Genomic DNA, 23,826 nt, shown 5'->3' on the forward strand with positions numbered 1-23,826 from the left:
GCGGGACCGTCCCGATAGGCTGGGCGGATGACGCGAGCCGAGCAGCCTACGGTCGTGAGCCCCACCTCCGACACACTTGCCGCAGACTCACGCGAGCGCGCCGTACGAGCCCTGTTGCGTGTTCCCCCGCTGAAGCGGTTGTGGAGCGCCCAGCTCGTCGGCAGTACCGGCGATGCACTCGCCCTTCTCGTGCTGGTGTTGCTGTCGCTGCAAGCGGCGGTCATCGAGGGCTCATTCGGGACCGGATACCGCGGGGCGGCCTTTGCCGTCGCCGCTGTGTTCGGGGCCCGGATTATTTCCACCCTGCTCTTCGGAGCCGTACTCCTGGGGCCGTTGACGACCCTGACCGCGCCGGGCGGGCCGCTCGACCGGCGATGGCTGATGATCGGTGCCGACGGGCTGCGGCTCGCGCTGCTGGTCGTCGCGCCGCTGTGGATCGACTGGACGCCCGCCAACGCGCTCACGCTGATCCTCGTCACCGTCTTCGTGACCGGCGCCGCCGAACGCCTGTGGACGGTCGCCAAGGAGAGCGCGGCCCCCGCGCTGCTGCCCGCCCCGCCGATCGAGGGCGCCGCCGTGCGCCCGCTGCCGGACCACCTGGACACACTGCGCCGGCTCTCCCTGCGTACGGACTTCGCGGCCGTTCCGGTCGCCGCGGCCGTCCTGCTGGTCGCCACGGTCATCGGCAACCTGCTGGGCTCCGGCCTCGACTGGTTCTCCTTCCACCAGGCGGCCCTCGGCTCGTACGTCGCGGCCGGGCTGTTCTCCGCCTCCATCTCCACCCTGTACTTCCTGGAACTGCCCGGTACGCAGACGCCCCGCCCGCGCTCGCCGCTCGAAGGATTGCGGCGGCCGTCGACGGGGAACGGCCCCGACAAGGGCCGCACCGGTGCCATCCCGCTGATCGTCGCCACCTGCGCGGCCGTCGCCGGGGTCATCGCCGCGGCGGCGGCGGTCGCCGTGCTGCACGCCACCGATCTCGGCGGCGGTCCCGTCACCCTCGCACTGCTGATCCTCGCCCTGACCGGCGGCACCGGCGTCGGTATCCGTACCGCGCAGAAGGTGCTGCCGACCCTGTCGCGGCGGCGGCTGCTCTCGCTGGCCACCGCCGTCACGGGCATCGCCCTCCTCGCGATGGGCCTGGTGCCCGACACCGCGACCGTCGTCCTGCTCGCCGTACTCGCCGGGTACGCGGCGGGCGTCGCCGCGAACACCGGTCATGTCCTCGTCGACCAGGAGACCGAGGAAACCCGCCGGGCCAGGACCACCGAACACCTCCAGGCCGTCGTCCGGGTCCTGATCGCACTCGGTGCGGTCGGCGGCCCCCTGGTGGCCGCGGCCATCGGCACCCACCGGCTGACCGTGGGCGACTTCGTCTTCGCCCACGGCGGCGCGGCGTTCACGCTGATGCTGGTCGGCGCCTTGCTGCTGCCGGTCGCCGCGATCGTCCTCGCGAAGACGGACGACCGCTCCGGCGTACCGCTGCGGCGCGACCTGCGCGAGGCGCTGCGCGGCGGCGACCCGGCGGTCGCCCCCGCCACGACCGGCTTCTTCCTCGCCCTGGAGGGCGGCGACGGAGCGGGCAAGTCCACACAGGTCGAGGCGCTCGCCGGGTGGATACGGGCCAAGGGCCACGAGGTCGTCGTCACCCGCGAGCCGGGTGCGACCCCCGTCGGCAAGCGGCTGCGCTCCATCCTGCTCGACGTGTCGTCGGCCGGTCTTTCCAACCGGGCCGAGGCCCTGCTGTACGCCGCCGACCGCGCCGAGCACGTCGACGCGGTCGTCCGCCCGGCCCTGGAACGCGGCGCGATCGTCATCTCCGACCGCTACATCGACTCGTCCGTCGCCTACCAGGGCGCGGGCCGCGACCTGGCGCCGACCGAGATCGCCCGGATCTCGCGCTGGGCGACGAGCGGACTCGTCCCGCACCTGACGGTGCTCCTGGACGTCGACCCGGAGACCGCGAGGGAACGGTTCACCGAGGCGCCCGACCGGCTGGAGTCCGAGCCGCCCGAGTTCCACGCCCGCGTGCGCTCCGGCTTCCTGACGCTGGCCGCAGCCGACCCGACGCGCTACCTCGTGGTGGACGCCGGCCAGGACCCGGAGTCGATCACCACAGTCGTACGCCACCGGCTCGACCGGCTCCTGCCACTCTCCGAGGCCGAGATCAAGGCCCGTGAGGAGGCCCGCAAGGCCGCCGAGGAGGAGGCCAGGCGCCGCGCCGAGGAGGAGGCCGCGCGCAAGGCGGAGGAAGAGCGCCTGGAGCGCGAACGGCAGGAGCAGCTCGCCAAACTCCGCGCCGAGGAGGAGGAGCGCAAGCGCCGCGAGGAGGAGGAAGCCCGCCGCCGCGAGGCCGAACGGCAGGAGGAGGAAGCCCGGCAGCGTGCGGAGGAAGCCCGCCGGGTCGCCGAGGAGGAAGCCCGGCAGCGTGCCGAGGAGGCCCGCCGGGTCGCCGAGGAGGAGCGGGCCCGCCGCGAGGCCGAGGAGGCGGCCTACGAGGCCGAACAGGCCCGGCTGCGCCGCCAGGCGGAGGAACAGGCCCGGCTGCGGCAGGAGGCCGAGGCCAAGCGGCTGGAGAAGCAGCGCAAGGCCGAGGAGGCCCTGCTGCGCGCCGAGGCCGCCCGCCGCCAGGCGGAAGCGGAGGCACGGGCCGAGGCGGAAGCCGCTGCGGAGCGGGCTCGTGCACAGGCCGCTCGCGAGGAGGAGGCCCGGCTGCGGCAGGAGGCCGAGGACCGGAACTCCCGGGACTCCTCGCCGTCCGCTCCCGACAGTGAGCTGACGGTGCCCACCCCGATCGTCAGCCCGAACGTCAACCCGAACGAGGTCACTCAGCCGGTGCCCTCCCCGGTGGACCGGCCGGACCGGCCGGACCGGCCGTCGGACGAGGCCGAGACGACGATGCTCCCGAAGTTCTCGGACACGACCGAGCCCCCCGGCTCCGCCGACGAGACGACGGTGCTCCCGGCGGTGCGGGACGCGGGTGAGGACCACGGACGGGGTACGGGCCGGGGCTCCGGCCGCGGCGGCGCACGGGCCTCCGACCCCGCCGACCGGGTGCCGCGCGGCATCTTCCGGGACGAGCGCCCGGCCGGCTCCGCGGCGGAGGGTGAGAACGAGCGCACCCGCGAGCTGCCGCAGATCACCGATCCGCACGCGGACCCGCGGCAGGCCGAGAACCAGCAGCCGCGCTCCCGCCGGCCCCGGCGGCCCCGCCCCGACTGGGCGGAGGAGACCCCGTTGGACGACCTGCCCAGCCTGGCCGACGAGCTGCTGGGCGGTCATGACGACGAGGGCCCGGAGTCCTCGGGCGGCCGGGGACGACGGCCGCGCCGCTGACCGGACACCGGGTACGACACCGAGACCGGATACGCCGATGGTCCCGCCCGTGAACGGGTGCGGGGCCATCGGCGTCCGCATTGTCAGACCCGTCCCCCACAATGGGAAGCCGGATCGACGAGAGCCACACATGGTCGCGCCGCCGCCCCACGGACGGTGGCGCGACCGCAGATGCCTGAAGGACGGTGACCCATGTCCGTATGGGACGACCTGGTCGGCCAGGACCGGGTGCAGGAGCAGCTCGGTGCCGCCGCCCGGGATGCCGACGTGCTGGTCACCGCCAACTCCGCGGGGGAGCCGGTGCCGCCCGGATCGAAGATGACGCACGCCTGGCTGTTCACCGGCCCGCCGGGCTCCGGGCGGTCCACCGCCGCCCGGGCGTTCGCCGCCGCCCTGCAGTGCACCAGCCCGGACCGCGCCCTGGGCGGGGCTCCGGGCTGCGGCTTCTGCGACGGCTGCCACACCAGCCTCATCGGTACGCACGCCGATGTCGACGTGATCCGGACCGACCTGCTCTCCATCGGTGTGAAGGAGACCCGGGAGCTGGTGCGCCGCGCCCAGCTCTCGCCGGCCGTCGGGCGCTGGCAGGTCATCGTCATGGAGGACGCCGACCGCCTCACCGAGGGCGCGGGCAACGTACTCCTGAAGGCGGTCGAGGAGCCCGCGCCGCGCACGGTGTGGCTGCTGTGCGCGCCCTCGCTGGAGGACGTGCTGCCGACGATCCGGTCCCGGTGCCGCCACCTCACACTCCGTACGCCGCCGGTCGACGCGGTCGCCGACGTCCTGATCCGGCGGGACGGCATCGATCCGGAGCGGGCCGCGGCCGCCGCCCGCGCCACCCAGGGCCATATCGGCAGGGCACGCCGCCTGGCCACCGACGAACGGGCCCGGGCGCGCCGGGCCGCGGTGCTGAAGCTTCCGCTGCGCGTCGAGGACATCGGGGGCTGTCTCAAGGCGGCGCAGGAGCTCATCGACACGGCGACCGATGACGCGAAGCAGGCGTCCGAGGAGATCGACGTCAAGGAGACGGAAGACATGAAGGCGGCGCTGGGTGCCGCCGCCGGGGGGCGGATGCCGCGCGGCACGGCGGGGGTGATGAAGGAGCTGGAGGACAAGCAGAAGCGCCGCAAGACCCGTACCCAGCGCGACAGCCTCGACCTGGCGCTCACCGAGCTGACCGGCTTCTACCGCGATGTGCTCGCCCTTCAGTTCGGCTCGCGGATCGCCATAGCCAACGCCGACGCCCAGGACTCCCTGGACCGCGTCGCCCGCTCGTCCACCCCCGAGCGCACGCTGCGCCGGATCGAGGCGGTGTCGGCCTGCCGCCGCGCCCTGGACCGCAATGTGGCGCCGCTGCTGGCGGTTGAGGCGATGACGATGGCCTTGCGCGCGGGCTGAGGCCGAGCCGGGCCGGAGTCAGCGGCGGGCGTCACGACCCCCGCCGCCGACAGTGCCGGTTCGTCCGCCGAATCACCCGAAAGAGCAGGGAATCGGGCGAGCGGCGGGGTGGCGGCTACGCTCCGGGCATGGACACCAGGCGCCCGTTCCGCACCTTCGCCCTCGCGCTCGGCACTGCCGGCCTGCTCATCTCAGGGTGCAGCAGTGGAAGCTCGTCTTCGGGTGCCTCGTCCCCCGAGCAGTCGGCCTCCGCCTCTCCCTCGGCCGTGCCGGCGGCCCTGAAGCCGTTCTACGCGCAGCACCTCAGTTGGCGGGACTGTGGGGTGAGCGGATTCCAGTGCACGACGATGAAGGCGCCGCTCGACTACGCGAAGCCGGACGGCGGCGACATCAAGCTCGCGGTCTCGCGGAAGAAGGCGACCGGCCCCGGCAAGCGGATCGGCTCCCTCCTGGTGAACCCGGGCGGCCCCGGCGGATCGGCCATCGGCTATCTCCAGGGCTACGCGGCGATCGGCTACCCGGCCCAGGTGCGCGCCCGCTACGACATGGTGGCCATCGACCCGCGCGGGGTGGCGCGCAGCGAGCCCGTCGAGTGCCTGACCAGTGCCCAGATGGACGCCTATACGCAGGTCGACCAGACCCCGGACGACGACGCGGAGGTCACGAAACTGAGCGGCGCCTTCAAGAAGTTCGCCACGGGCTGCGAGAAGCGCTCCGGCGAGGTCCTGCCGCACGTCTCGACGGTGGAGACGGCCCGCGACATGGACATGCTGCGCGCCCTGCTCGGCGACGAGCACTTGAACTACGTCGGGGCCTCGTACGGGACGTACCTGGGTGCGACGTACGCGGAGCTGTTCCCCGGCCGGACCGGCCGCCTGGTCCTCGACGGGGCGATGGACCCCTCGCTCTCGTCCATCGAGATGAACCGGGACCAGACGGCGGGGTTCGAGAAGGCGTTCCAGTCCTTCGCGCAGGACTGCGTGAAGAAGTCGGACTGCCCGCTCGGCACCACGTCCGCCGACGACGCGGCGACCCGGCTGAAGAAGCTGTTCAACAGGCTGGACGCCGAGCCGATCCCCACGGGCGAGTCCCGCGAACTCGGGGAATCCCTCGCCACCACGGGCGTCATCGCCGCCATGTACGACGAGACGGCCTGGCCCCAGCTCCGGGAGGCGCTGACCGCCGCCGAGGCGGACGACGGCTCCGGCCTGCTCGCCCTGGCCGACAGCTACTACGAACGCGAGCCGAGCGGTAAGTATGCCAACCTGATGTACGCCAACGCCGCGGTGAACTGCCTCGACCTCCCGCCCGCCTTCGCCACCTCCCAGGCCGTCACCAAGGCCCTCCCCTCCTTCGAGAAGGCCTCCCCGGTCTTCGGCGAGGGCTTCGCCTGGGCGGCCCTGAACTGCGCCTACTGGCCCGTCCCCGCCACCGGCACCGCCCACCGCATCGAGGCCGAGGGCGCCGCCCCCATCGTCGTGGTCGGCACCACCCGCGACCCGGCGACCCCGTACGCCTGGGCCGAGTCCCTGGCGGACCAGCTCTCCTCGGGCACCCTCCTCACCTACGAGGGCGACGGCCACACCGCGTACGGCCGGGGCAGCGACTGCATCGACACGGCGATCAACACGTACCTCCTGGAGGGCACCCCGCCCCCGGCCGGCAAGAAGTGCTCCTGACCCCCACCAGGCCCCTGACCTGCACATACGCCGCCGCTGCGGGCTGGTGCGGAGCACCCCCGGAAACTGTGTAGACTTGGCGTCGCTGCTGATCGCATCATGGTGCGGACAGGGCGCGCCGCCTTAGCTCAGTTGGCCAGAGCAACGCACTCGTAATGCGTAGGTCTCGGGTTCGAATCCCGAAGGCGGCTCAGAAGAACCCCAGGACTCACTCGCCGTGACCTGGGGTTTTTCCTTGCTCGGGGCACGACGCGTCACACGGCCGGGGTGCCGCGAGATTGCTTGCGTGAGCGATGCGTGAGCGGAGCCGCTCGGGGACCTACTTCTTGGGCTTGCGGCGTGTTGCCTTCTTGGTGGTCTTGGCCTGGGCTTTCGCCTTGTCCTTCTTCGGCTTGCCGCCCTTGCCGGCGTCGGCCTCCTTGGCCGCAGCCTTCCTGGCTTTCTCCTTTTTCGCGGCCTTGCGCGCGGCCTTCTCGGCCTCGGCCTTGCGCTGGAGAGGCACGAGCTTCGCGGTGGCCTCGGCGGCACTCTTGCCGACGTGGGGGAGGACGCTCTGGTAGATGTCGCGCGTGATCCGGGTGTCGCTGTGCCCGAGGGTGTCCGACACGATCTTGATGTCGATGTCGGCGGCGAGCATGAGGGTGGCCGCGCCGTGCCGCAGGTCGTGGAGGCGGATGGGCGGGAGGCCGGAGGCGGCGACGAGGCGTTCGAAGAGGTCGGTGACCTTGCCCGGGTGGAGCCAGGAGCCGTCTTCCTGCGTGAAGACGTGGCCGGTCTCGAACCAGGCCGTGCCCCACTCCTCGCGTGCCTTGTCCTGCCGCTCGCGGTGGCGCTTCAGGACGTCGACGGTGTCGTCGTCGAGGGCGACCACGCGGGAGCCGCTGTCGGTCTTGGGGTCGGACGCTTCCACTTCCCAGCCGTCCTGGACGAGTTGGGAGGAGACAGTGAGGGAGTGGGTGTCGAGGTTCGTCTCCGACCACGGCTGCCCGCATGCCTCGCCACGGCGGAGACCGCGGAAGGCGATGAGATGCCACATCGCGTACAGCCGGTTCTCGGCGACGAAGTCGAGGAAGGCGCCGGTCTGCTGAGGAGTCCAGACCATCACGGGGGACGGCTTCTCGCCCGTCTGCTCCCACTTGGCGACCCTCTCGTCCGTCCACACGAGCGCCTTCGGCTTGCGTACGGGGTCGATCTCGACGTGGGCGGCCGGGTTGAACGTGATGAGGGTCTGTCAAACACGTTCGGCCCTGTCTCATATTCGGTGGTGACGCAGAGTCGTGGAGGTCGTTGATAGTCACGTGAAGGATGTCAACGAGCTTGTGCAGATGGTGTTTTCGGGTCTGTCCCCGCTGGTCATCGAGGATGTGGCCGACGAGGGCGAGCGGATCGTGGTGCGGGCACGAACGCCGCAGGACACGGCGGTCTGCCCAGTGTGCGGGGCGTCGTCGGGGCGCGTGCACGGCTACCACTGGCGGACTGTGGCTGACGTACCGATCGACAGCCGACGGGTGGTGGTCCGTGTGCGGGTACGGCGTCTGGTGTGCCCCACCCGCGGCTGCCGACATACCTTCCGCGAGCAGGTGCCCGGAGTCCTGGACCGATACCAGCGACGCACCACCCGCCTGACCAGGCAAGCCAAGGCCGTGGTCAAGGAGTCAGCGGGCCGGGCGGGGGCACGTTTGCTGGCGATACCCGCGTCGGGCGTCTCGCGTCACACGGCCCTGCGTACCCTGTTGCGCATCCCGCCGCCCGCAGGGCGGACGCCCCGCGTGATCGGCGTCGACGACTTCGCTCCGCGCCGGCGGCACCGCTACGCCACCGTGAACATCGACGCCGAGACGCATGAGCGGATCGACGTACTGCCCGACCGCACGGCAGACACCCTGGAGGAGTGGCTACGCGAACATCCAGGCATCGAGGTCGTCTGCCGCGACGGCTCCGCGACCTACGCCGAGGCCATCCGCCGCGCCCTGCCCCGTGCGACGCAGGTCGGTGATCGGTGGCATCTGTGGCACAACCTGTGCGAAGCCGTCTTGAGCGAGGTCAAGGCGCACAGCACCTGCTGGGCCACCGTACTGGACGCGCCTATCTACGACGGACCCCGCGCCCAGACCACCCTGGAACGCTGACACCAGGTCCACGGCCCACTCGATCAGGGCGTGGACCTGCTCGAATGCGCCCGCCGCCTGGAACTGGCCCTGAACACCGTCAAACGCTACGCGCGAGCCGACCGGCCCGAGCGCATGCTCCGCGTCCCCAAGTATCGCGCCAGCCTCCTCGACCCCTACCGCGAGCACCTGCGCAAACACCGGGCCGAGGACCCCGGCGTCCCCGCCCAGCACCTCTTCGAAGAGATCAGGGCCCTCGGATTCACCGGCTGCCTGAACCTCCTGCACAAGTACATCAACCAGGGCCGTGCGGACGCCGACCGCAGCCACATCTCCCCGCGCCGCCTCGCTCGGATGATCCTCACCCGACCCGACAACCTCAAGAGCGAGAATCGCCATCTTCTGACCCGGCTCACCCCCGCCTGCCCTGAGATGACCCAACCGACCGCCTGCATCCGGGACTTCGCCGAACTCCTGACTCCTCGCCCAGAACATGCCGCCAAGCTCGATCCCTGGATCACCCAGGTCCGCACAGCCGATCTGCCTCACCTGCACGCCTTCCCCCGCGGCCTGGACCGAGACCGCGACGCCGTGATCACCGCGCTCACACTTCCGTACAGCAACGGCCCCACTGAAGGTGTCAACACCAAGACCAAGCGGACCGCCCGCCAGATGCACGGGCGAGCAGGTTTCACCCTTCTTCCCCACCGCATCCTCCTCGGATAGCGACACTCTCCGTCACCACCGAATGTGAGACAGGGCCGAACGTTTTACAGTCCCGAGGGACACCGACCCATGACCGTGAGTCGGCGCCGCGTCTGATCTCAGACGTCGATGCGGGCGACCTTACGGCCGACCTTGAGGTACAGCTCGGCACCGTCGAGCGCGCCGATCTCGCCGACGACTTCGCCGAGCGTCTGCTGGACAGAAGCCTCCGGGAGTGGCGTCGGCTGCTGGTCTCCGTTCGACTCGCGGATCAGGCGGAGGCCCTTCTGCTGAGCCACACGGCGCACGGCGGAGATGCTGGGAGCGAAGTCCAGCATGCGGCTGATCAGCGCCCCGAGCGTTTCCTCGGCGTGGTCCTTCAGCGAGATGATGGGAAGGTTCTGGGTGTCCGCGAAAGAGCGCTTGGAGAAGCGCGCCGTGAACTCCGCGCGAGCGGCGGCAGCAGCGTCCAGGCCGTGGAGGGCGGCCACCACCTCGCCGGCGAGGATGCGCTTGATCGCCATCGGATGCGCGGTCCCCTCCTCCAGACGCTTGGTGACCACGCGGATCTCGTCGTCCGTCCACTCGGTGAGCAACTGGAGGTACGGCTCGGTCAGGTGGTCGGGGATGGACATCAGGCGGCCGTAGACGTCATCAGGCGACGCCGTCAGGCCCACGTAGTTGCCCTTGCTCTTGCTCATCTTGGTGCCCGTGCCGTCGGTGCCTTCGATGAGCGGGGTGGTGATGACGACCTCGGGGTCCTGCTCCGAGATCTCCATGATCTTGCGGCACATCTGGAGGTTCAGCAGCTGGTCCACACCGCCGAGTTCGACATCGGCGTCGATGGCCACGGAGTCCCAGGCCATGACGACGGAGTACACGAACTCGGCGACGGACAGTCCATGGCCATCGGCCAGCCGGGTGCGGAAGTCCTCGCGCTGGAGAGACATGGAGACCGGTACCCGGGCAAGAACCCCGACGAGCTCCGGCAGGGTGACCTTGTTCAGCCACTCGCCGTTGAAGCGCAGGTCGGCACGCTCGAAGTCGATGAACGGCGTGACCTGCTGCTGGTAGCCGCTCAGGTTGCGGGCGATGTCCTCGTTGGTGAGGGGCGGTCGATCCGAGGACCGTCCCGACGGGTCACCGATCTTGGCCGTCACGTCACCGATGATGAAGACGACGTGGTGGCCCATCCGCTGGAACCGGCTGGCGATGATGATCGGTACCGCGTGGCCCAGGTGGACGTCGGGCGAGGTCGGGTCGATGCCGTACTTGACGACGAACGGGCGTCCGGCGGCCTGCGCGGCTTCGATCTTCCCGGCGAGTACCGAGGCCGAGGGGATCAGGTGGTTCGCACGCCCCTCGACCAGTGCGGCCTGCTCTTCGGGGGAGAGGTCGGAGAGGTCCAGGGAGCGCCGTGCTGTTGTCTCGCTGAGCAGCTGCGCGGCCGTATAGTCCGCGCCCAGGTCCGCTCCATCGAGGATGTGCATGACACGGGTGACAGACTCGCTCAAACGGCTCATGGCGCTTATACGCTCCTGGGTCGGACAACTGGCCTGACCAGTAGGGATTGGAAGCGGCGATTTTATCATCGCCACCCCCGTCGCATCACCGAAATGATCACGGTTCAGCCCGCTCTCCCTTGGTCGTCGAGAGCTGTACCAGCGGCCGGCCCACGATCGTACTGGAGAGGGAGCGGAGCCACGGGGCTATTGGGTCTCGGGCTCGGAGCGTGGCGATGAGCATCCCCGGAAGGAAGATCATGGCGCGGAGGTGCTTCTTTCGCTGCAAGGCGGATTCCACTCTGTGCCCGGAAGCGAGTACGCGGAAATGCTGGGAGATCCTCCTGAGCTGGCGAGTCGTCGCCCAGGTGGGAGGGTTCCCATCCATCATGCGGAGCCGATCCGAGAGTCCCAGACACACCTCGGCCCGATAATCCTGCGACAGGCCGGGCGTACTTCGGTCGGTCATGCTGTGCGAGTGGACCCGATAGAAGGTCAACGGGTCCTGGAGGACGGCACCGCGGCCAGCCTCCCGCAGCGCGTGGAAGAAGATCTCGTTGCTCACCGGAAGGAGGCTGAGAGCAGCCTCGCGACGGACCACCAACGTGCTTGTGTTTCCGCCCGGGTGCGGATCTTTCAGCTTGGGGTTTCCGTTTGAGTCGACGACGTCTTCCCAGTGCTCGATGAACAGCGTTTCACCCGTCATCGCCTCGGCGCACGTATGGAGCTTCGATGGGTGGAACCAGTCATCGGCGTCGAGCGGAGCCACCCAGTCGCCTGTGCTGAGGAGAAAAGCGTCGGTCAAGGTTTGGCCGAAACCTTGCTGGCTCCTCCGGATGACCTTGACGTTCTTTTCGTGGCGACGGCATACCTCCTCAGTTTCGTCGTTGGATCCGTCGTCGATGACGATTATTTCGTGAAGGACGAAGTTTCCAGGCTCCTGTTCCAGACAGCTTGTTATGGCCTGGTCCAGATATCGGCCGTAGTTGTGGCACAGGATCACGCACGAAATACGCGGAATGGCGCTCACCGGTCACCCCCGTACACGCGGGCGTAGTCGTCCAGGATCGTCCTGTGTTCCTGGGTCCTGTAGTCGAGGAACTCGCGGTCGAGGCGGCGCGGCCTGGAGCCGAGCCGCGCTGCCGCGTTCTCCAGCGCGGTCAGGAACTTCTCTCCGAAAAGGTTGGGATGCCCCTGCGACCAATCGAACCATTCAGGTTCTTCGACGAATCCCTTGTGCCGCTCGTACTGCTCGGGCAAGTGCCCTGTGAGGGAGCAGACCGGAAGCAGGTTCAGGTCGAAGGCCAGTTCCAGCTGCCCGGAGTGACTCCCCCAGAGGTACGGCAGCAGCAGGGAGTCCGAAGCCAGCCCGGCTCTGACCACTTCGTCGTCCGTGGGATACGGGCGCATGGTGAGGCGGATACGCGGATCGTGCCGGGCCGTCTCCAGGAGCAGCGGGGCGCGGCCGGCGTCAGCGAAGTCCGCAGGGCTGAACGCGCGCAGGAGGACGTGGAGCGTGCTGTGGGGATCCGTGATCCCCAGGCTCCAGTTGGCCATGGTGGACAACTGGTCCCGGCTGGCCCGGGAGGCACCGAACATGAGGTACCTGGCCCCCGGGTCCCTCGCCTCGCGCTCCAGGTCGGCCAGCGACTCCGGGGCAGCGACGTATCCGTGGGGGATGACCGTTGCAGTGACCTGCTCGCCGAGGACCTCCGTCAGCTTCGTGACGGACCCGTCAGTGAGACAGACCCAGCTGACCTCGGCAGACCGGAGCAGCCGCAGCCGCTCGACGAAGCCTTCGGCGTTGCCGACCATGGGCCGGGTGTCATGGGCGGTGAAGACCAGGTTGACCCCGTAGCCCAGGCACGCGTCGAGCAGGCGCTCCAGGGTGGCGATGTCCTCGAAGTCGATGTGGTGCAGGTGCAGGACGTCGAGCCACGTGAGAGGGCCGTGTTCGAGGAGCCATGCGGTGCTGACCGCCTCTGGCACAGTCTCGCCCGTGGGAATCTCCGTCCCGTTCAGGATGTGGAAGTCAGGGCTCTGTAGCTTCCACGCGTACGGGGTACGAGCCGGCAGGTGAACGACACGCAGGCCCCTGGACCGGGGAACCGCCGTCACTGCTCTCCCACCTCCGTCCCTCCCACACCGACGAGGAGCAGCTGGGTGGACAGACCGTTGGAGGCGTCGTCGCTTCGGGTGAGGCCCGCGTAGTGGATCTCGAATCCGGACGCCCGCAGCAGCGCCTGGAACTCGTCGCTTGCCCACTCCCGCACATGGCTGGGGTTGCGCGGCGGTCCAGGAGTGTCGTAGCCGCTGCGGCACTCACGGGCCGGTGTCGACAGGACGGCAGCGGCGCTGCCCTCCCGCAGCAGGGCCAGGATGAGGGACAGGGCCGGGGCCGGGTCCACCAGGTGCTCGATCACGTCGGAGCAGATCACCACCGACCGGCGAACGAGGTCCGGGTCGAGCGGCAGCCGCTCTGCCGATTCGAGGTCCGCCTCCACCCACTGTCCGAAGGGGTGGTTGTCGTGGCACCAGCGCAGGTTGTCCCCGAAGTCCACGCCGACGAAAGTCCAGTCGGGGTGCGCGACGGCCAGCGAGGCCAACTTGCCCGCCTGCCCGCAGCCGATGTCGATCACGACGTCACGGCCGAGCTCCTTGGCCCGCTCGGCGGCGTAGGGGTACACGTCGGGCTGCCAGGTGACGGTGTCGTCCGTCTCGTCAAGGAAGTACTCGACCTCGCTCCGGCTGCGGTAGCCGCGGCGAATGAAGAAGGTCTCGGGGCCGCCTATCGACTGCGAGGACTCGGAGAGGGCCGGGAGCCGCGGGGCATCGGGGCCGGTCAGGGGCTGTGATGTGGTCGTGGTGTCCGCGTGCACAGTCAGACTCCTTGCTTGCTCGGGTGTGTGGTGCGGCAGAGGGCACACGGCCTGCTACAGCCGCGAGTTCGGCGCTCCCCCGAAGGGGGCCTGCTACTTCGGCCAGCAGGAGAACAGCGTGATCAGGCGTTCGACGAGCTCCTCGCGGATCACACGCCACTCCCGGTCTCCGGCGAGCCGCGCGGCGGAGGCGCGGTCGTACTCCGCCTGGCCGACCTCGGGCAGACACGCGTACATCTGGAGCAGGGCCGACCCGTCGTCGGAGGGTGCCGAGTCGGTGTCCGCCGCCAGCAGGGCCCTGATGTCCTCGGCGGGCATGGAGCCGTCGATTCCGGAGCCGGGGATGCTCTTACTCATCTTCGGCAGGCCCCCGAGGCCCGGGATCATCTTGGTGTAGATGCCGGCCAGCCGGTCTGCGGGCAGACCCCAGCGTTCCGCCCCGCGCCGGGCGAGGGCGACGTACTTGTGCTCGTCGACGCCCAGGGACACCAGCACGTGCCGTCCTTCGCGCAGCAGGTGCACGAAGTCAGCGGCCATCAGCAACGTGGCCTGCTTCATGCCGTAGTTGAGGTGGTCGAAGACGCCGTGGTTGCGGTAGAGCCCGGCGAGGTCCTCCTCGGCCCACTGGAAGTCGTCGTCGTCCAGATGGCGCGAGAGCAGGAACGCGGTGGCCATGACGTCGGTCTCGCCCTCCTGCCGGCGCAGTACACCGCGCCTTGGGTCGAAGCCGAGCCCAAGCGCGAACTCCTCGTACTGGTTGGCCAGGCGGCGCACCGCGTCCAGCGGCGTGCGACGCGCGTTGTAGGAGTCGAGGTCGCCGAGCACGATCTGCACGTCGAGCCCGCACTGCTGGAGCTTGACTGCGCGCAGCAGCTGGAACAGAGTGCCGGCGTGCGGCGGCCCGCCGAGCCCGACGCCAGTGGTGACGATCGTCGGCCGACCCGCCGAGACGGCGTCCGCGAACTCCCGCGCACCGGTGTGGCACACCCACTTCGTGTGCAGGTCGCCGGGGCTCATCCCCGCGAGGGCGAAGTCGATGGTGCCGAGGCCAAGATGCTCGTACTGGTGCTGGTCGATGACGCTCTCGTAGTACGCGGTGTCGAACTTCATGCGATCCCCTCCAATTGAGGCTGCTCTCGTAGGGCGAAGGCCCGGCGGACCAGTGGCTCGAAGCCGTCGGCCAGTAGGTCCCCGATCACGGCGTTGCGGGGCGCGGCCACGCTGCCGAGGTCCGCGGTAACCGTTCCGTCGGCGAGGACCCAGACGCGGAACGGGTACGGGTCCTCGGGCGCCCGTGTGGGTTGGGCGAAGATCTCCACCGGGGCGACGGCACCGCGCACCCCGTCCACGGCTCGGACGAAGTCATCCCGCTCGAAGCCGTAGAGCTCCGCCTTGCCCGCGCTGGCACGGCCGATGGGCCTGTACTGGGAGATCAGCCAGTACTCGACCTCCGTGCGGTCAGCGATGCCGGCGACGAACTCCGCGAGCCGCGGCAGCTCCCGCACGGACGCGGCCGTGGTGAACGTGTTGAAGGCGAGTCGGCGCCGGTCGGCGACGAGGAACTCGATGTTGGACCGGAACCGTTCGAAGTAGCCCTGCCCGCGGAACCAGTCAGCCGAGTCCGCCTCCGGACCGTCGATGGCCAGGGAGTAGAGGGTCACGTGGTCGCGCACCCCCGCGTAACGGCCGCTCAGGAGCAGCCCGTTGGTGTGGAGATTGGTTTCGAAGCCGGCTTCCTGCGCGTGCCGGAGGGCGACCTCCAGGTGGTTGTCGTAGGGCATCACGGGGTCGCCGCCGGTGAACACGACCCGGTGGGCTTCGGACTCGGCGCGGACCTGGTCGATGACCCTCCGGACGGTGTCCGGGTCCGTCTTGACCCGGTTGCGCTCCCGATAGCAGAACCGGCACACACCCGGTGAGGCGCTGGTCGGTGCCAGGTCCCAGGCGTTGCAGTCGGTGTTGAGGACCAGGTGAACGATCGCGAGTTCGTCGTGCGTCAGCATGGGGCCTTCTCCTTGTTGCCAGGGCTGACCAGGAGGGCTGTCGGGGTGACGTGCCGAAGGAGCGAGCGGAGCTTGTCCGGGGCACCGCCGGTGAGGCGTAGGAACTGCTGCAGCGTGTCCAGACCCGCGCCGGCGTCGATGATCGTGAGTGCCGTGTCGATGCCGGATTGGACGGTGGGCACCGCCTCGGACATCACCATGAGCAAAGCCGCGTTGAGGGCGACCGCGTTCCGCGCCTGACTGGTGTCATGGCCTGCCAGTAGGCGTATCGCGGCGGCGACGTTCTCCCGAGGGTCCTCGTGCTGGGTGACGGACATCAGGTCCTGCGGCATCGAGGACGCGCCCTTGCGTACTTCGTCGTTGAAGGTCAGGTCCTCGTCGCCGGCGTTGATGCGGCAGGCTCGCACGGTGCTTCCGGGGATCAGTTCGTCGACCTGGACCGTCTTGCCAAGGCTGGAGTTGATGACCGTCACGTCGGGCAGGCCGAGTCTGGAGAGCAGCCGGGCGGAAGCGCCGACCGCAGGGTGCGAAAGGCCGTACACGTAGGCGGAACAGGTGACCGGGCTGAGGAGGGCGGGGAACGCCAGGCTGAGGGCGTGCACGGCCTGGAACCTGCCGCCGTAGCGACGGTCGAACTCGGGCACGCGGTTCTCGATGGAGAAGAACCCGAAGCCGGTCTCCGCTGTGATGTCGACCATCTCCTGGTGCGGCACCATGTCGCTCGTCGCGCCCACGAGGTCGATGAAGTCGCGGGACCCGGTCTTCGACGACGCACTGCGCGATCCGAGCTTGGCGACGTGTGCTCCCCCGGTGGCCGCCACCAGCGCGGCGGCGGTACTGAGGTTGATCGTCTTGAAGGTCTTCTTCCCGCTGCCCGTGTAGCCGACGAACCGCATGCCCTCCGGCGGCTGGTGGAAGTCCCAGTTGCTTCGGTCCAGGGATGTCGCGGCCTGGACAGCGGCCTCGACCTCCTCCAACCGTGGCCCCCGCAGGAGCAGTCCCGTCAGGACGCTTCCCAGCATCACGTCGCGCGTGTGGCCCTCCGGTAGGGCGAGGATGCGCGTGATCCCGTCGTGGACGTCCTGGGGTGGAATGTCGGCCGGCGAGTTGATCTTGTGGGCCAGCAATGGCGTTGTGACCGCCATGGCGTGGGCTCCTTCCGTCACGTGTCGGATGTGAGCAGGACCTTGAAGGGGCGATGACGGGCTTCGTTGTCCAGGGCCGCCAGTCCCTGCGGCAGTTCGCCGAGGGGGAATCGATCTCGGGTCATCAGGGCGGCCCAGTCGCCGCCCTTGGCGATCACGTCGATGGCGTCTCGAAAGTCGTCGTGGCCGTCCGCGCGGCAGTAAGAGAAGGAGCCGCGCAGGGTGATCGAGCGACGGAAGACGTCCCGGAGGGGGACCGAGAGAACGACGCGGGGCGCGTAGGCGTTCTGGACGAGAACCGTTCCCCCGTCACGAACAGCCTTCAGCGCCTGGCGTATGGGGGCGTCGCTGTGACCAGACGCGGCGTCCACGACGGCGTCGCACGTCGGCAACTCGGCAGAGTGGAGAGTGATGTGCCGGTCGAGGACGTAGCGCAGTTGATGCGATCGCGAGGGTTCCCTGACCAGCATGTGCACGTCCCACCCCGCCTCCGCCGCGCAGATGGCCGTACACACCGCAAGGACGCCGCCCCCGATGATGCCGAGCCGCCCCATGGGCACACGTAGCCCGCAGCGGACTCCGTGCAGGGCCACCGCCATCGGGTCGGCGAGGACTCCGTGCGCGGGATCGTGCAGGTGGCGAAGCGGGACGATGCTGTCGCGGGGCGCCCGTACGCAGGCGGCGAGACCTCCGGGAAGATCCCACCCGATGCGCTGGAGTCGTGGGCAGAGGTGGACATGGCCGCGGTCGCAGTAGTGACACGAGCGGCAGGAGACCAGCGGGTCGATTGCGACCCAGTCACCTGTCTCCGTGTCGACACCGACGATCTCGTGCCCGGGGTACCACGGTTCCGGCAACTGTCCTTGCCAAGGGTGATTGAGCTTCGCGACGTCGCTTCCGCACAATCCCGTGAAGCGTGTCTCGATGAGCGTCGTGTCGGGTGCCGAGGACATGGCGACCGGAGCGGGGAGTCGGCTGAGGACTCCGTTCTCAACTGCCCACGCGTCCGGGCCGGTCATCGCTGCCCCCATCTGTCCAGCAAGGTGGGGAGAGCTTCCACGTCGGGTATCGCCCTGCCGGACCAAGCGGTCTCGCCGAACGCGAGGCCACTCGGCCCGCCCCGACGCTCCACGCGCATGGCACGCATGCCGGCCCGCTCTGCGCCTCCAAGCTCGTCACCGCCGCCGTCGCCGCAGTAGAGGGCCTGCGGCGGGGCGACACCGAGGTCTCGGAGGACCGCCCGGAAGAGCAGACGGTCGGGCTTCACCGCCCCCGCCCGGCAGCTGAACACGACAGCGTCGAAGTGCGGCGCGAGGTTGCTTGCGCTCCACGCTTCGGCGATGTCCGGAGACGCGTCGCTGAGGACGGCCAGCCTGGTGCCACCGCGCCGAAGCTGCTCCAGCGCCCGCAGGAGAGAGGCATCGGCCTGGAGACGGACATGGGCGAGCCGGGTCAGGAGCACTTCCAGCTCATTCACACAGCCCGCAGAGGCGTCGCAGCGGGCGACGAGGTGAACCGCCACCTCGGTGGTGGACGCCATCTGCCCGTCGTGCCTCGCCTGCCAACTGCCGGACAGCACCGACTCGGCGACCGCCGGGGACACGCGCAGTATCGCGGCGAACTGGGCAGCGGCAGCCCTCCGCTCGACCACACTCGGGGCTGCGACGAGCGTGCCGAATAGATCGAGTATCACTGCGGTCGGGTGTGGAGCCGGAGCAGCGGAACTCTGCTGCGGTGAAGGGCCAAGCAGTACGTCACCCACTGGATGTGTGGCGGGCGCGGACAGACTCGTCGACATGCAGGTGCCCGTCGGCGGATAGCGCATGGTGAGCCTCCATCGGTAGATCGGTGATCTCATGCAGAACCGAACTCTCCGGCTGGCTGGGCTGTGGCCAGATGACGCCTTTTCGGGCGTCTGACAGACGAGGAAGGAGGACTTGACTGTCACCAGGCCGAGGCCACGCTGGGTCGCCAGGGCCCGGCGATGCCGTCGGCGCGCTCACAGCCGTAGCCCTGACAGCAAGCCGGCGATCGACGCCGTGACGTCCTTCGCGAACGGGCCGACGTTGTGGGTCTCGGCGAGATACAGACCGAAAACAGCGCACACAACGGCGTGACCCGCCTTGAGCCCACCTCCGCGGCACAAGAAGACGATCACGATGCCGAGGAGCAGCAGGACAGCAACATCGACAGCCACTGCGGAGCCCCCTTCGATCTCGGACGAATAGTGGAGACCGAGGCGGCTACTGGGACGACCGCGTCGGTGTGACCATGACAGCGGCTCGGAGCTGTGCGGAGTATCACAAGCCGTTCCTGAAGCTGCTCATCAGCAGCTCATGGCTGGCCGACCTGACTTTTCAACATCCGCTTACACACGGGTTCATGACAGGCAGACTTAGGCTCCGGATCATGACCAGGGATGGGCAGGCGGTAGGCGCGGTGGGTAAGAGTCGCCCGGGGTGGCGCCCGGACAAGTTGAGACAACAACGCGAAGCTCACGGCCTGACGCTCGAAGGCGCGGGCGAGCAGTTGCGCGAGGTGGCCCGGGCTGCGGGGCTCACGGTGCCGGCGGCCAACTTTCAGACGCTGTGGCAGCACGAGCAGGGAGAGGTCTATCCCGGACCGCACTACCGTCGCGCGTACTGCCTTCTGTACCGTGCGACCGAGCCCGAACTCGGCTTCCGTAACGCACTGCCCGACGAGGCCACGAAGCTCAAGTTCACCGCGTCGAGCGAACCGCAGAACGGCGCCCACGTCCTGGCCGTAGAACGGGCATTGCACCAGCTGGCGCCGAGCGCGGACGACGCCGACGGCGTGGGCGTCCAGCAGCGAATCCTCGACGCCTGGAAGCGGCGTCACACCGGCGGTGATCCAAACCGGCCGACACTGATGATGGTCGGCGGCTACGCGGGCAGCGGAAAGTCGGAATTCGCGCGCTTCGTATCGCAGCTCACTGGATGGCCCGTCCTCGACAAGGACCCCATCACGCGCCCGCTCGTCGAGCGCCTCCTTGTTGAAATGGGCAGCGAGCCCAACGACCGGCACACCGATCTATACCGGGAGAAGGTCCGCCCGCTGGAGTACCAGTGTCTGCTGGAGACCGCGTACGCGAACGTCGACTGCGCGATCAGCACCGTCCTCTCCGCGCCCTTCATCGCCGAGACCACCGACCCTAGGTGGATGCGGCGCCTGATCAACCGCTGCGAAGCACGTGGCGTCACCGTTGCTGTCGTCTGGATTCAGTGCGACCTCGACACGATGCACGAGTACATCAGCTTCCGTTCCGCCGCCCGGGACAGCTGGAAACTCCAGAACTGGGACACATACGCCGCCGGGATCGATCTTGAGCTGCGGCCCGTCGTGCCGCACTTGGTTGTCGACAACCGGCTCGGCTCCGCGATATCGCTCACAGACCAGGTGCGCCAGGTCTTCGGGACGGTGTTCCAGTGAGGGAGGGCATCCTGCTGTACGGGCCGCCGGCGGCGGGCAAGGACACGATCACGGCGGCGCTCACCGAACTCGACGAGCGGTACGTACTGTTCACCCGGCTGAAGATCGGGACCGGGAAGACCAAGGGCTACCGGATGGGTACGCCAGAGCAGCTGACCGCCCTAGATGCACGCGGCGATGTCATCTACCGCAACGACCGGTACGGCAACATCTACGTCGTCGACCGCCCCGGCCTCGACCAGGCCATGGAGGGCGGCAGCATCCCCGTCGTCCACCTCGGTCAGATGGCGGGGATGGAGCAGGTGACCGCCCTCTTCCCGGCGCGCTGGGTGCGTGTTCTGCTGTGGTGCTCCAAGGAGACCACCGCTCGCCGCTCACCACAGCGCGGGGACACCGACACGGCGGCCCGGCTGGCCGCGTGGGACGCCACTCAGGCCGATCTTGCGGCTCACCCACGGGCCCAGTGGGAACTGCGCGTGGAGACGGACGCGACGGCACCCCATGGAACCGCACAGAGGATCGACGACATCGTCCGCACCACGCCCCCTCGCTCCTGACAGCCAGGACGTCAGCGCCCGCGCGGATGCGACCTGCTCAACTCGGGTTGTCCGGGTCCCGCTCAAGGCGCAGAGCTTCCAGGGCCTCAGCGATATCCAGCCGCTCGTCTCTGTTCCCGTCCCACCGGGCAAGCGTCGCGGCAGCCGCGTGCATAAGGGAGTCCGGCAACCCGGCGTCGGCGAGAAGGGCCGCCGCGTCCTCAAGCTCTGGGCCCCAACGCCAGGCACGAGCAGCGGTCTTGGGGATGTAGTCGGTCTCCACGAGGTAGCTGCGGGTGCGCTTGGCCGCGATCAGCAGCAGCTCGTCCGCGACCCCGTACGTGTCCGCCGCCCCGTAGGCCACGGCAGCCAGCACCCGGGAGACCTTCTGGTAGCTGGAGTACGCGAGCTTGAGTGCGGAAGCTTTGCCGATGCAGTCGCCCAGGACGTGGGTGTGCACGTCGGTGCCGGCGAAAAGCTCGGCGATCCGGTCGGTCTGTTCGACGGCGCCGGAAAGGTAGAGCGTCGGGGACTTGCCGCCCACCGGAGGCGATCCGACCACCGCTGCGTCGATGACCGGCATCGAGCTCAGGCGGTCGGCGATACTCACCACGCGGGACGGCGAGACCGCGTTCGCGTCGACATAGATCGTGCCCGCTTCGGACATGCCGAGCTCGGCTACTTGGCTGGCGGTCTCCTCCGCTGCGGCGGGAGGGCACAGGGAGAGCAGCACATCGGAGCGGAAGACAAGCTCGGGCAGCGCTGCGGCTTCGAGGCCCGCGCGCTCGGCCCGGCGGCGGGTTGTGTCGCTGCGTCCGTCGGGGCACCACAGCACGATGTGGCCTCTCGCGCGCAGCTGGGCGCCGAAGGCGGAACCCATACTGCCGGGGTGCAACAGCCCAATGGTGCTCGTCATGCCGTTGTCCTTGTGTGGTCAGTGGAGTGCAAAAGCAGCAGGTCGATGGCGGCGCGTGCATGCGGCACCACGTGGTCCGGCCCGGGATCGTCCGGCGGCCAGGAGCGGCCGTCGCCGATCCAGATGGTGCGCAGCCCTGCTGAGCGTCCGCCGCCGATGTCGTTGACCGGGTTGTCGCCGACCATCCAGCCGCCGTCGCCCAACACGGTGCCGCAGCGGGCCGCCGCCAGGGCGAAGTGCCGGGTCTGCGGCTTGCGCGCGTCGGCCTCCTCGGAGACGAAGACGCCGTCCACGCGCTCGGAGATACCGGTGGCCCGCAGCTTGGCGCGCTGGATATCCGCCGCACCGTTGGTCGCCACCCCCACCCGCCAGCCGGCCGCACGCAGCTCGTCCAAGCCGTCGAGGACTCCGGCCTGACACGACACCAAGGCCGCGATGTCGGTGCAGTACGCACGCCACAGCTCCGCAGTCGACATGGGTAGCCGGTACCGAGTGCGGATCACGTCAAAGGTGGACGGATAGGCCCGCTCGGCCACCATGTCTAGGACGTTCGCCTGATCTTCGTCCTCCAGGCCGTGCTGGGCGGTGAACTCTGCGGCCCAGCCGGCGAGCGTTCCCTGCCGGTCCACGAGGGTGTTGTCGAGGTCGAAGAGAACCAGAGGCGGCTGCACATCCCGCACCCTAAGGCGCGAGGATCAAGCTCTGCACCTCGGCCTCCGACCGCACCCGTATGGCGATCACATCGCTCAGCCAACGTCGGACGAAGATCCCACCGGTTGCGCCGATGTCGGCGGAGCTGGCAGCCGCAGGATCGTCACAAGGCTTAACAGGCGCCGCGTCAGCGGCCTGCACTAGGCTTTGCGCCATCGAGTTCGTTTTGTCGGACCGGTGTCCCGGAGGGGGAATGCATTGAAGGTCGTGAGCAACCGGGGTGGCGACCGATTGATCGATGCGGTGCGGCCGAGTCTGCAACCGGGCGGTGCATTGGACCTCGACGTCGGCTCCACGGCCGCGGAGCCGTTCCGCGTAACGTGCCGCTTCCTCCGGCGACCCCCATGAGTAGACGCCTTCTCCGTATTGTCCGCGAATGCGAAGTCTTCCGTTGGCCAGGGCGTTCCGCCTCCCCGTGGACGAGTCGCGTTCGCGGCGTCCTGAACGGTGTGGGACTCGTGGTACTCGGGAGCGAGGCCGAGCGGGGGCCTGTCCGGCGGGTCGGCTCGGTGGGAGGGGTCAGGCCGTGGTGCGCAGGACGAGCTTGCCGCGGGTGCGGCCGTGCTCACCGTGGATGTGGGCGCGGGCGGCCTGGTCCAGTGGGAAGACCTCCTCGACCGCGACCGCGACCTTCCCTGCGTCGATGAGTGCGGCGATGCGCGCGAGCGCCGGGCCGTCCGGTTCCACGAGGAACGGGGTGACCCGGACCTCGCGGGCCGCTGCCGCGTCGGCCAGTTCGGGGGAGACTCCGGCGGGGACGGCGACGAGGAGGCCGCCGGGGCGCAGCACCTCCAGGGAGCGCAGGCCGGTCCTGTCGTGGGCGTCGCCGACCAGGTCGATGACGACGTCGATGTCCCGGACGACGTCCTCGAAGCGGACGGCGGTGTAGTCGACGACCTCGTCCGCGCCCAGTTCCTTGAGCCACGCGTGGCGGGCGCCGCTGGCGGTGGCGACGACGTGCGAGCCCAGGTGCTTGGCGAACTGCACCGCGAAGTGTCCGACTCCACCGGCGGCGGCGTGGACCAGCACCCGCTGCCCGGCCCGGACGTCGGCGGTGCCCACCAGCGCCTGCCACGCGGTCAGCGCTGCGAGCGGCACGGCGGCGGCCCGGTCGTGATCGACTGTCGCCGGCTTGTGGGCGAACTGGCGGGCGGGGGCGGTGACGTACTCGGCGTAGCCGCCGGCCGCGCGCGGGAACCACGGCATTCCGTAGACCTCGTCGCCCTCCTTGAGAGTGGTCACGCCGAAGCCGACTTCCTCCACCACGCCGGAGACGTCCCAGCCGAGCACGAACGGCGGCTGACCGAGCACTCCGGCCATGCCGGTTTTGGGGCTCTCCTGCCGTATGTGTGGGTGCCCTGGGCTGGGCTGATACGTGAAACACGCCGCTCTCTGTGAACCTTGAGGTGTCTAGCAACAAGGTTGATCAAGCAGAGAAGCGGCGTGTCCATCTTCAGC

17 protein-coding genes, 1 tRNA gene and 3 pseudogenes are annotated in these 23,826 nt (G+C 69.3%); 7 read left to right on the forward strand and 14 right to left on the reverse strand.

From position 1 onward, the window contains the following. The first annotated feature begins 27 nt into the window (after positions 1-27). From tmk to E6P78_RS23525, 4 genes are all read left to right on the forward strand, one after another. Positions 28-3,336 carry a dTMP kinase gene (tmk, locus tag E6P78_RS23510; protein WP_206307894.1) on the forward strand — a complete coding sequence of 1,103 codons (3,309 nt, stop codon included), beginning with the start codon at positions 28-30 and terminating at the stop codon, positions 3,334-3,336. Positions 3,337-3,528: 192 nt separating this feature from the next. Continuing rightward, positions 3,529-4,734, forward strand: coding sequence for a DNA polymerase III subunit delta' (locus E6P78_RS23515; protein ID WP_136205607.1), 1,206 nt, complete (start codon positions 3,529-3,531; stop codon positions 4,732-4,734). Between the two features lie 128 nt (positions 4,735-4,862). Then, positions 4,863-6,413 (forward strand): alpha/beta hydrolase, encoded by a 1,551-nt coding sequence (locus tag E6P78_RS23520; protein ID WP_136205608.1) that lies wholly within the window; start codon positions 4,863-4,865, stop codon positions 6,411-6,413. A gap of 117 nt (positions 6,414-6,530) precedes the next feature. Next, positions 6,531-6,604: transfer RNA gene (locus E6P78_RS23525), tRNA-Thr, on the forward strand. 128 nt (positions 6,605-6,732) lie between these two features. Here E6P78_RS23525 and E6P78_RS23530 read toward each other — a convergent pair. Next, a pseudogene (locus tag E6P78_RS23530) lies at positions 6,733-7,638 on the reverse strand (site-specific integrase); the annotation flags it as partial. 100 nt (positions 7,639-7,738) lie between these two features. On the opposite strand from E6P78_RS23530, the pseudogene E6P78_RS23535 reads away from it, so the two are divergent. Then, a pseudogene (locus tag E6P78_RS23535) lies at positions 7,739-9,247 on the forward strand (ISL3 family transposase). 98 nt (positions 9,248-9,345) lie between these two features. Here the strand turns inward: E6P78_RS23535 and tyrS are convergent. The 10 genes from tyrS to E6P78_RS23585 all read right to left on the reverse strand — a co-directional run bounded on the left by tyrS (position 9,346) and on the right by E6P78_RS23585 (position 18,952). After that, a complete protein-coding gene (gene tyrS / locus E6P78_RS23540) occupies positions 9,346-10,749 on the reverse strand; it encodes a tyrosine--tRNA ligase (RefSeq protein WP_136205609.1) in 1,404 nt (467 codons plus the stop codon). A 97-nt stretch (positions 10,750-10,846) separates the two neighbouring features. After that, on the reverse strand, positions 10,847-11,758 hold the full coding sequence (locus E6P78_RS23545) for a glycosyltransferase family 2 protein (protein WP_136205610.1): 912 nt from the start codon (positions 11,756-11,758) through the stop codon (positions 10,847-10,849). Next, the gene (locus E6P78_RS23550) at positions 11,755-12,717 is read right to left on the reverse strand and encodes a hypothetical protein (RefSeq protein WP_240799344.1); all 963 of its coding nucleotides are present in this window, start codon (positions 12,715-12,717) and stop codon (positions 11,755-11,757) included. Before E6P78_RS23550 ends, E6P78_RS23545 begins: the two co-directional genes overlap by 4 nt. Positions 12,718-12,842: 125 nt before the next feature. Further along, complete coding sequence (locus tag E6P78_RS23555) at positions 12,843-13,607, reverse strand: methyltransferase domain-containing protein (protein ID WP_240799345.1); 765 nt, start codon at positions 13,605-13,607, stop codon at positions 12,843-12,845. 93 nt (positions 13,608-13,700) lie between these two features. Continuing rightward, complete coding sequence (locus E6P78_RS23560) at positions 13,701-14,717, reverse strand: hypothetical protein (RefSeq protein WP_136205611.1); 1,017 nt, start codon at positions 14,715-14,717, stop codon at positions 13,701-13,703. Then, positions 14,714-15,610, reverse strand: coding sequence for a radical SAM protein (locus E6P78_RS23565; RefSeq protein WP_136205612.1), 897 nt, complete (start codon positions 15,608-15,610; stop codon positions 14,714-14,716). The genes E6P78_RS23560 and E6P78_RS23565 overlap by 4 nt, the downstream gene beginning before the upstream one ends. Then, positions 15,604-16,755, reverse strand: coding sequence for a hypothetical protein (locus E6P78_RS23570; RefSeq protein ID WP_136205613.1), 1,152 nt, complete (start codon positions 16,753-16,755; stop codon positions 15,604-15,606). The genes E6P78_RS23565 and E6P78_RS23570 overlap by 7 nt, the downstream gene beginning before the upstream one ends. A 17-nt stretch (positions 16,756-16,772) precedes the next feature. Beyond that, positions 16,773-17,786 (reverse strand): alcohol dehydrogenase catalytic domain-containing protein, encoded by a 1,014-nt coding sequence (locus tag E6P78_RS23575; protein WP_136205614.1) that lies wholly within the window; start codon positions 17,784-17,786, stop codon positions 16,773-16,775. Further along, entirely contained in the window at positions 17,771-18,448 is a 678-nt protein-coding gene (locus E6P78_RS23580) for an HAD family hydrolase (RefSeq protein WP_168712687.1), read from the reverse strand. The genes E6P78_RS23575 and E6P78_RS23580 overlap by 16 nt, the downstream gene beginning before the upstream one ends. A gap of 306 nt (positions 18,449-18,754) precedes the next feature. Beyond that, entirely contained in the window at positions 18,755-18,952 is a 198-nt protein-coding gene (locus E6P78_RS23585; RefSeq protein WP_136205616.1) for a hypothetical protein, read from the reverse strand. 212 nt (positions 18,953-19,164) lie between these two features. Here E6P78_RS23585 and E6P78_RS23590 point away from each other — a divergent pair, with 212 nt between their 5' ends. Beyond that, the gene (locus E6P78_RS23590; RefSeq protein WP_136205617.1) at positions 19,165-20,205 is read left to right on the forward strand and encodes an AAA family ATPase; all 1,041 of its coding nucleotides are present in this window, start codon (positions 19,165-19,167) and stop codon (positions 20,203-20,205) included. Continuing rightward, the gene (locus tag E6P78_RS23595) at positions 20,202-20,762 is read left to right on the forward strand and encodes a guanylate kinase (RefSeq protein WP_136205618.1); all 561 of its coding nucleotides are present in this window, start codon (positions 20,202-20,204) and stop codon (positions 20,760-20,762) included. The genes E6P78_RS23590 and E6P78_RS23595 overlap by 4 nt, the downstream gene beginning before the upstream one ends. Positions 20,763-20,799: 37 nt before the next feature. Here the strand turns inward: E6P78_RS23595 and E6P78_RS23600 are convergent, their stop codons facing one another. The 3 genes and pseudogenes from E6P78_RS23600 to E6P78_RS23610 all read right to left on the reverse strand — a co-directional run. Next, positions 20,800-21,657, reverse strand: a complete 858-nt coding sequence (locus E6P78_RS23600) for an NAD(P)-dependent oxidoreductase (RefSeq protein WP_136205619.1) — start codon at positions 21,655-21,657, stop codon at positions 20,800-20,802. Further along, positions 21,654-22,328 carry an HAD-IA family hydrolase gene (locus tag E6P78_RS23605; RefSeq protein WP_136205620.1) on the reverse strand — a complete coding sequence of 225 codons (675 nt, stop codon included), beginning with the start codon at positions 22,326-22,328 and terminating at the stop codon, positions 21,654-21,656. Before E6P78_RS23605 ends, E6P78_RS23600 begins: the two co-directional genes overlap by 4 nt. 559 nt (positions 22,329-22,887) lie before the next feature. Further along, positions 22,888-23,691: pseudogene (locus E6P78_RS23610) on the reverse strand (NADP-dependent oxidoreductase); the annotation flags it as partial. Positions 23,692-23,826 lie beyond the last annotated feature (135 nt).

The organism is Streptomyces sp. A0958, from assembly GCF_004795035.1.
Taxonomy (GTDB): domain Bacteria; phylum Actinomycetota; class Actinomycetes; order Streptomycetales; family Streptomycetaceae; genus Streptomyces.

What these genes read in the sequence shown, in the direction of transcription:
- tmk (WP_206307894.1), top strand. Translation starts at nt 28, where the DNA reads ATGACGCGAGCCGAGCAGCCTACGGTCGTGAGCCCCACCTCCGACACA.
- E6P78_RS23515 (WP_136205607.1), top strand. Translation starts at nt 3,529, where the DNA reads ATGTCCGTATGGGACGACCTGGTCGGCCAGGACCGGGTGCAGGAGCAG.
- E6P78_RS23520 (WP_136205608.1), top strand. Translation starts at nt 4,863, where the DNA reads ATGGACACCAGGCGCCCGTTCCGCACCTTCGCCCTCGCGCTCGGCACT.
- tyrS (WP_136205609.1), bottom strand. Translation starts at nt 10,749, where the DNA reads ATGAGCCGTTTGAGCGAGTCTGTCACCCGTGTCATGCACATCCTCGAT.
- E6P78_RS23560 (WP_136205611.1), bottom strand. Translation starts at nt 14,717, where the DNA reads ATGAAGTTCGACACCGCGTACTACGAGAGCGTCATCGACCAGCACCAG.
- E6P78_RS23565 (WP_136205612.1), bottom strand. Translation starts at nt 15,610, where the DNA reads ATGCTGACGCACGACGAACTCGCGATCGTTCACCTGGTCCTCAACACC.
- E6P78_RS23570 (WP_136205613.1), bottom strand. Translation starts at nt 16,755, where the DNA reads ATGGCGGTCACAACGCCATTGCTGGCCCACAAGATCAACTCGCCGGCC.
- E6P78_RS23575 (WP_136205614.1), bottom strand. Translation starts at nt 17,786, where the DNA reads ATGGGGGCAGCGATGACCGGCCCGGACGCGTGGGCAGTTGAGAACGGA.
- E6P78_RS23590 (WP_136205617.1), top strand. Translation starts at nt 19,165, where the DNA reads ATGACCAGGGATGGGCAGGCGGTAGGCGCGGTGGGTAAGAGTCGCCCG.
- E6P78_RS23600 (WP_136205619.1), bottom strand. Translation starts at nt 21,657, where the DNA reads ATGACGAGCACCATTGGGCTGTTGCACCCCGGCAGTATGGGTTCCGCC.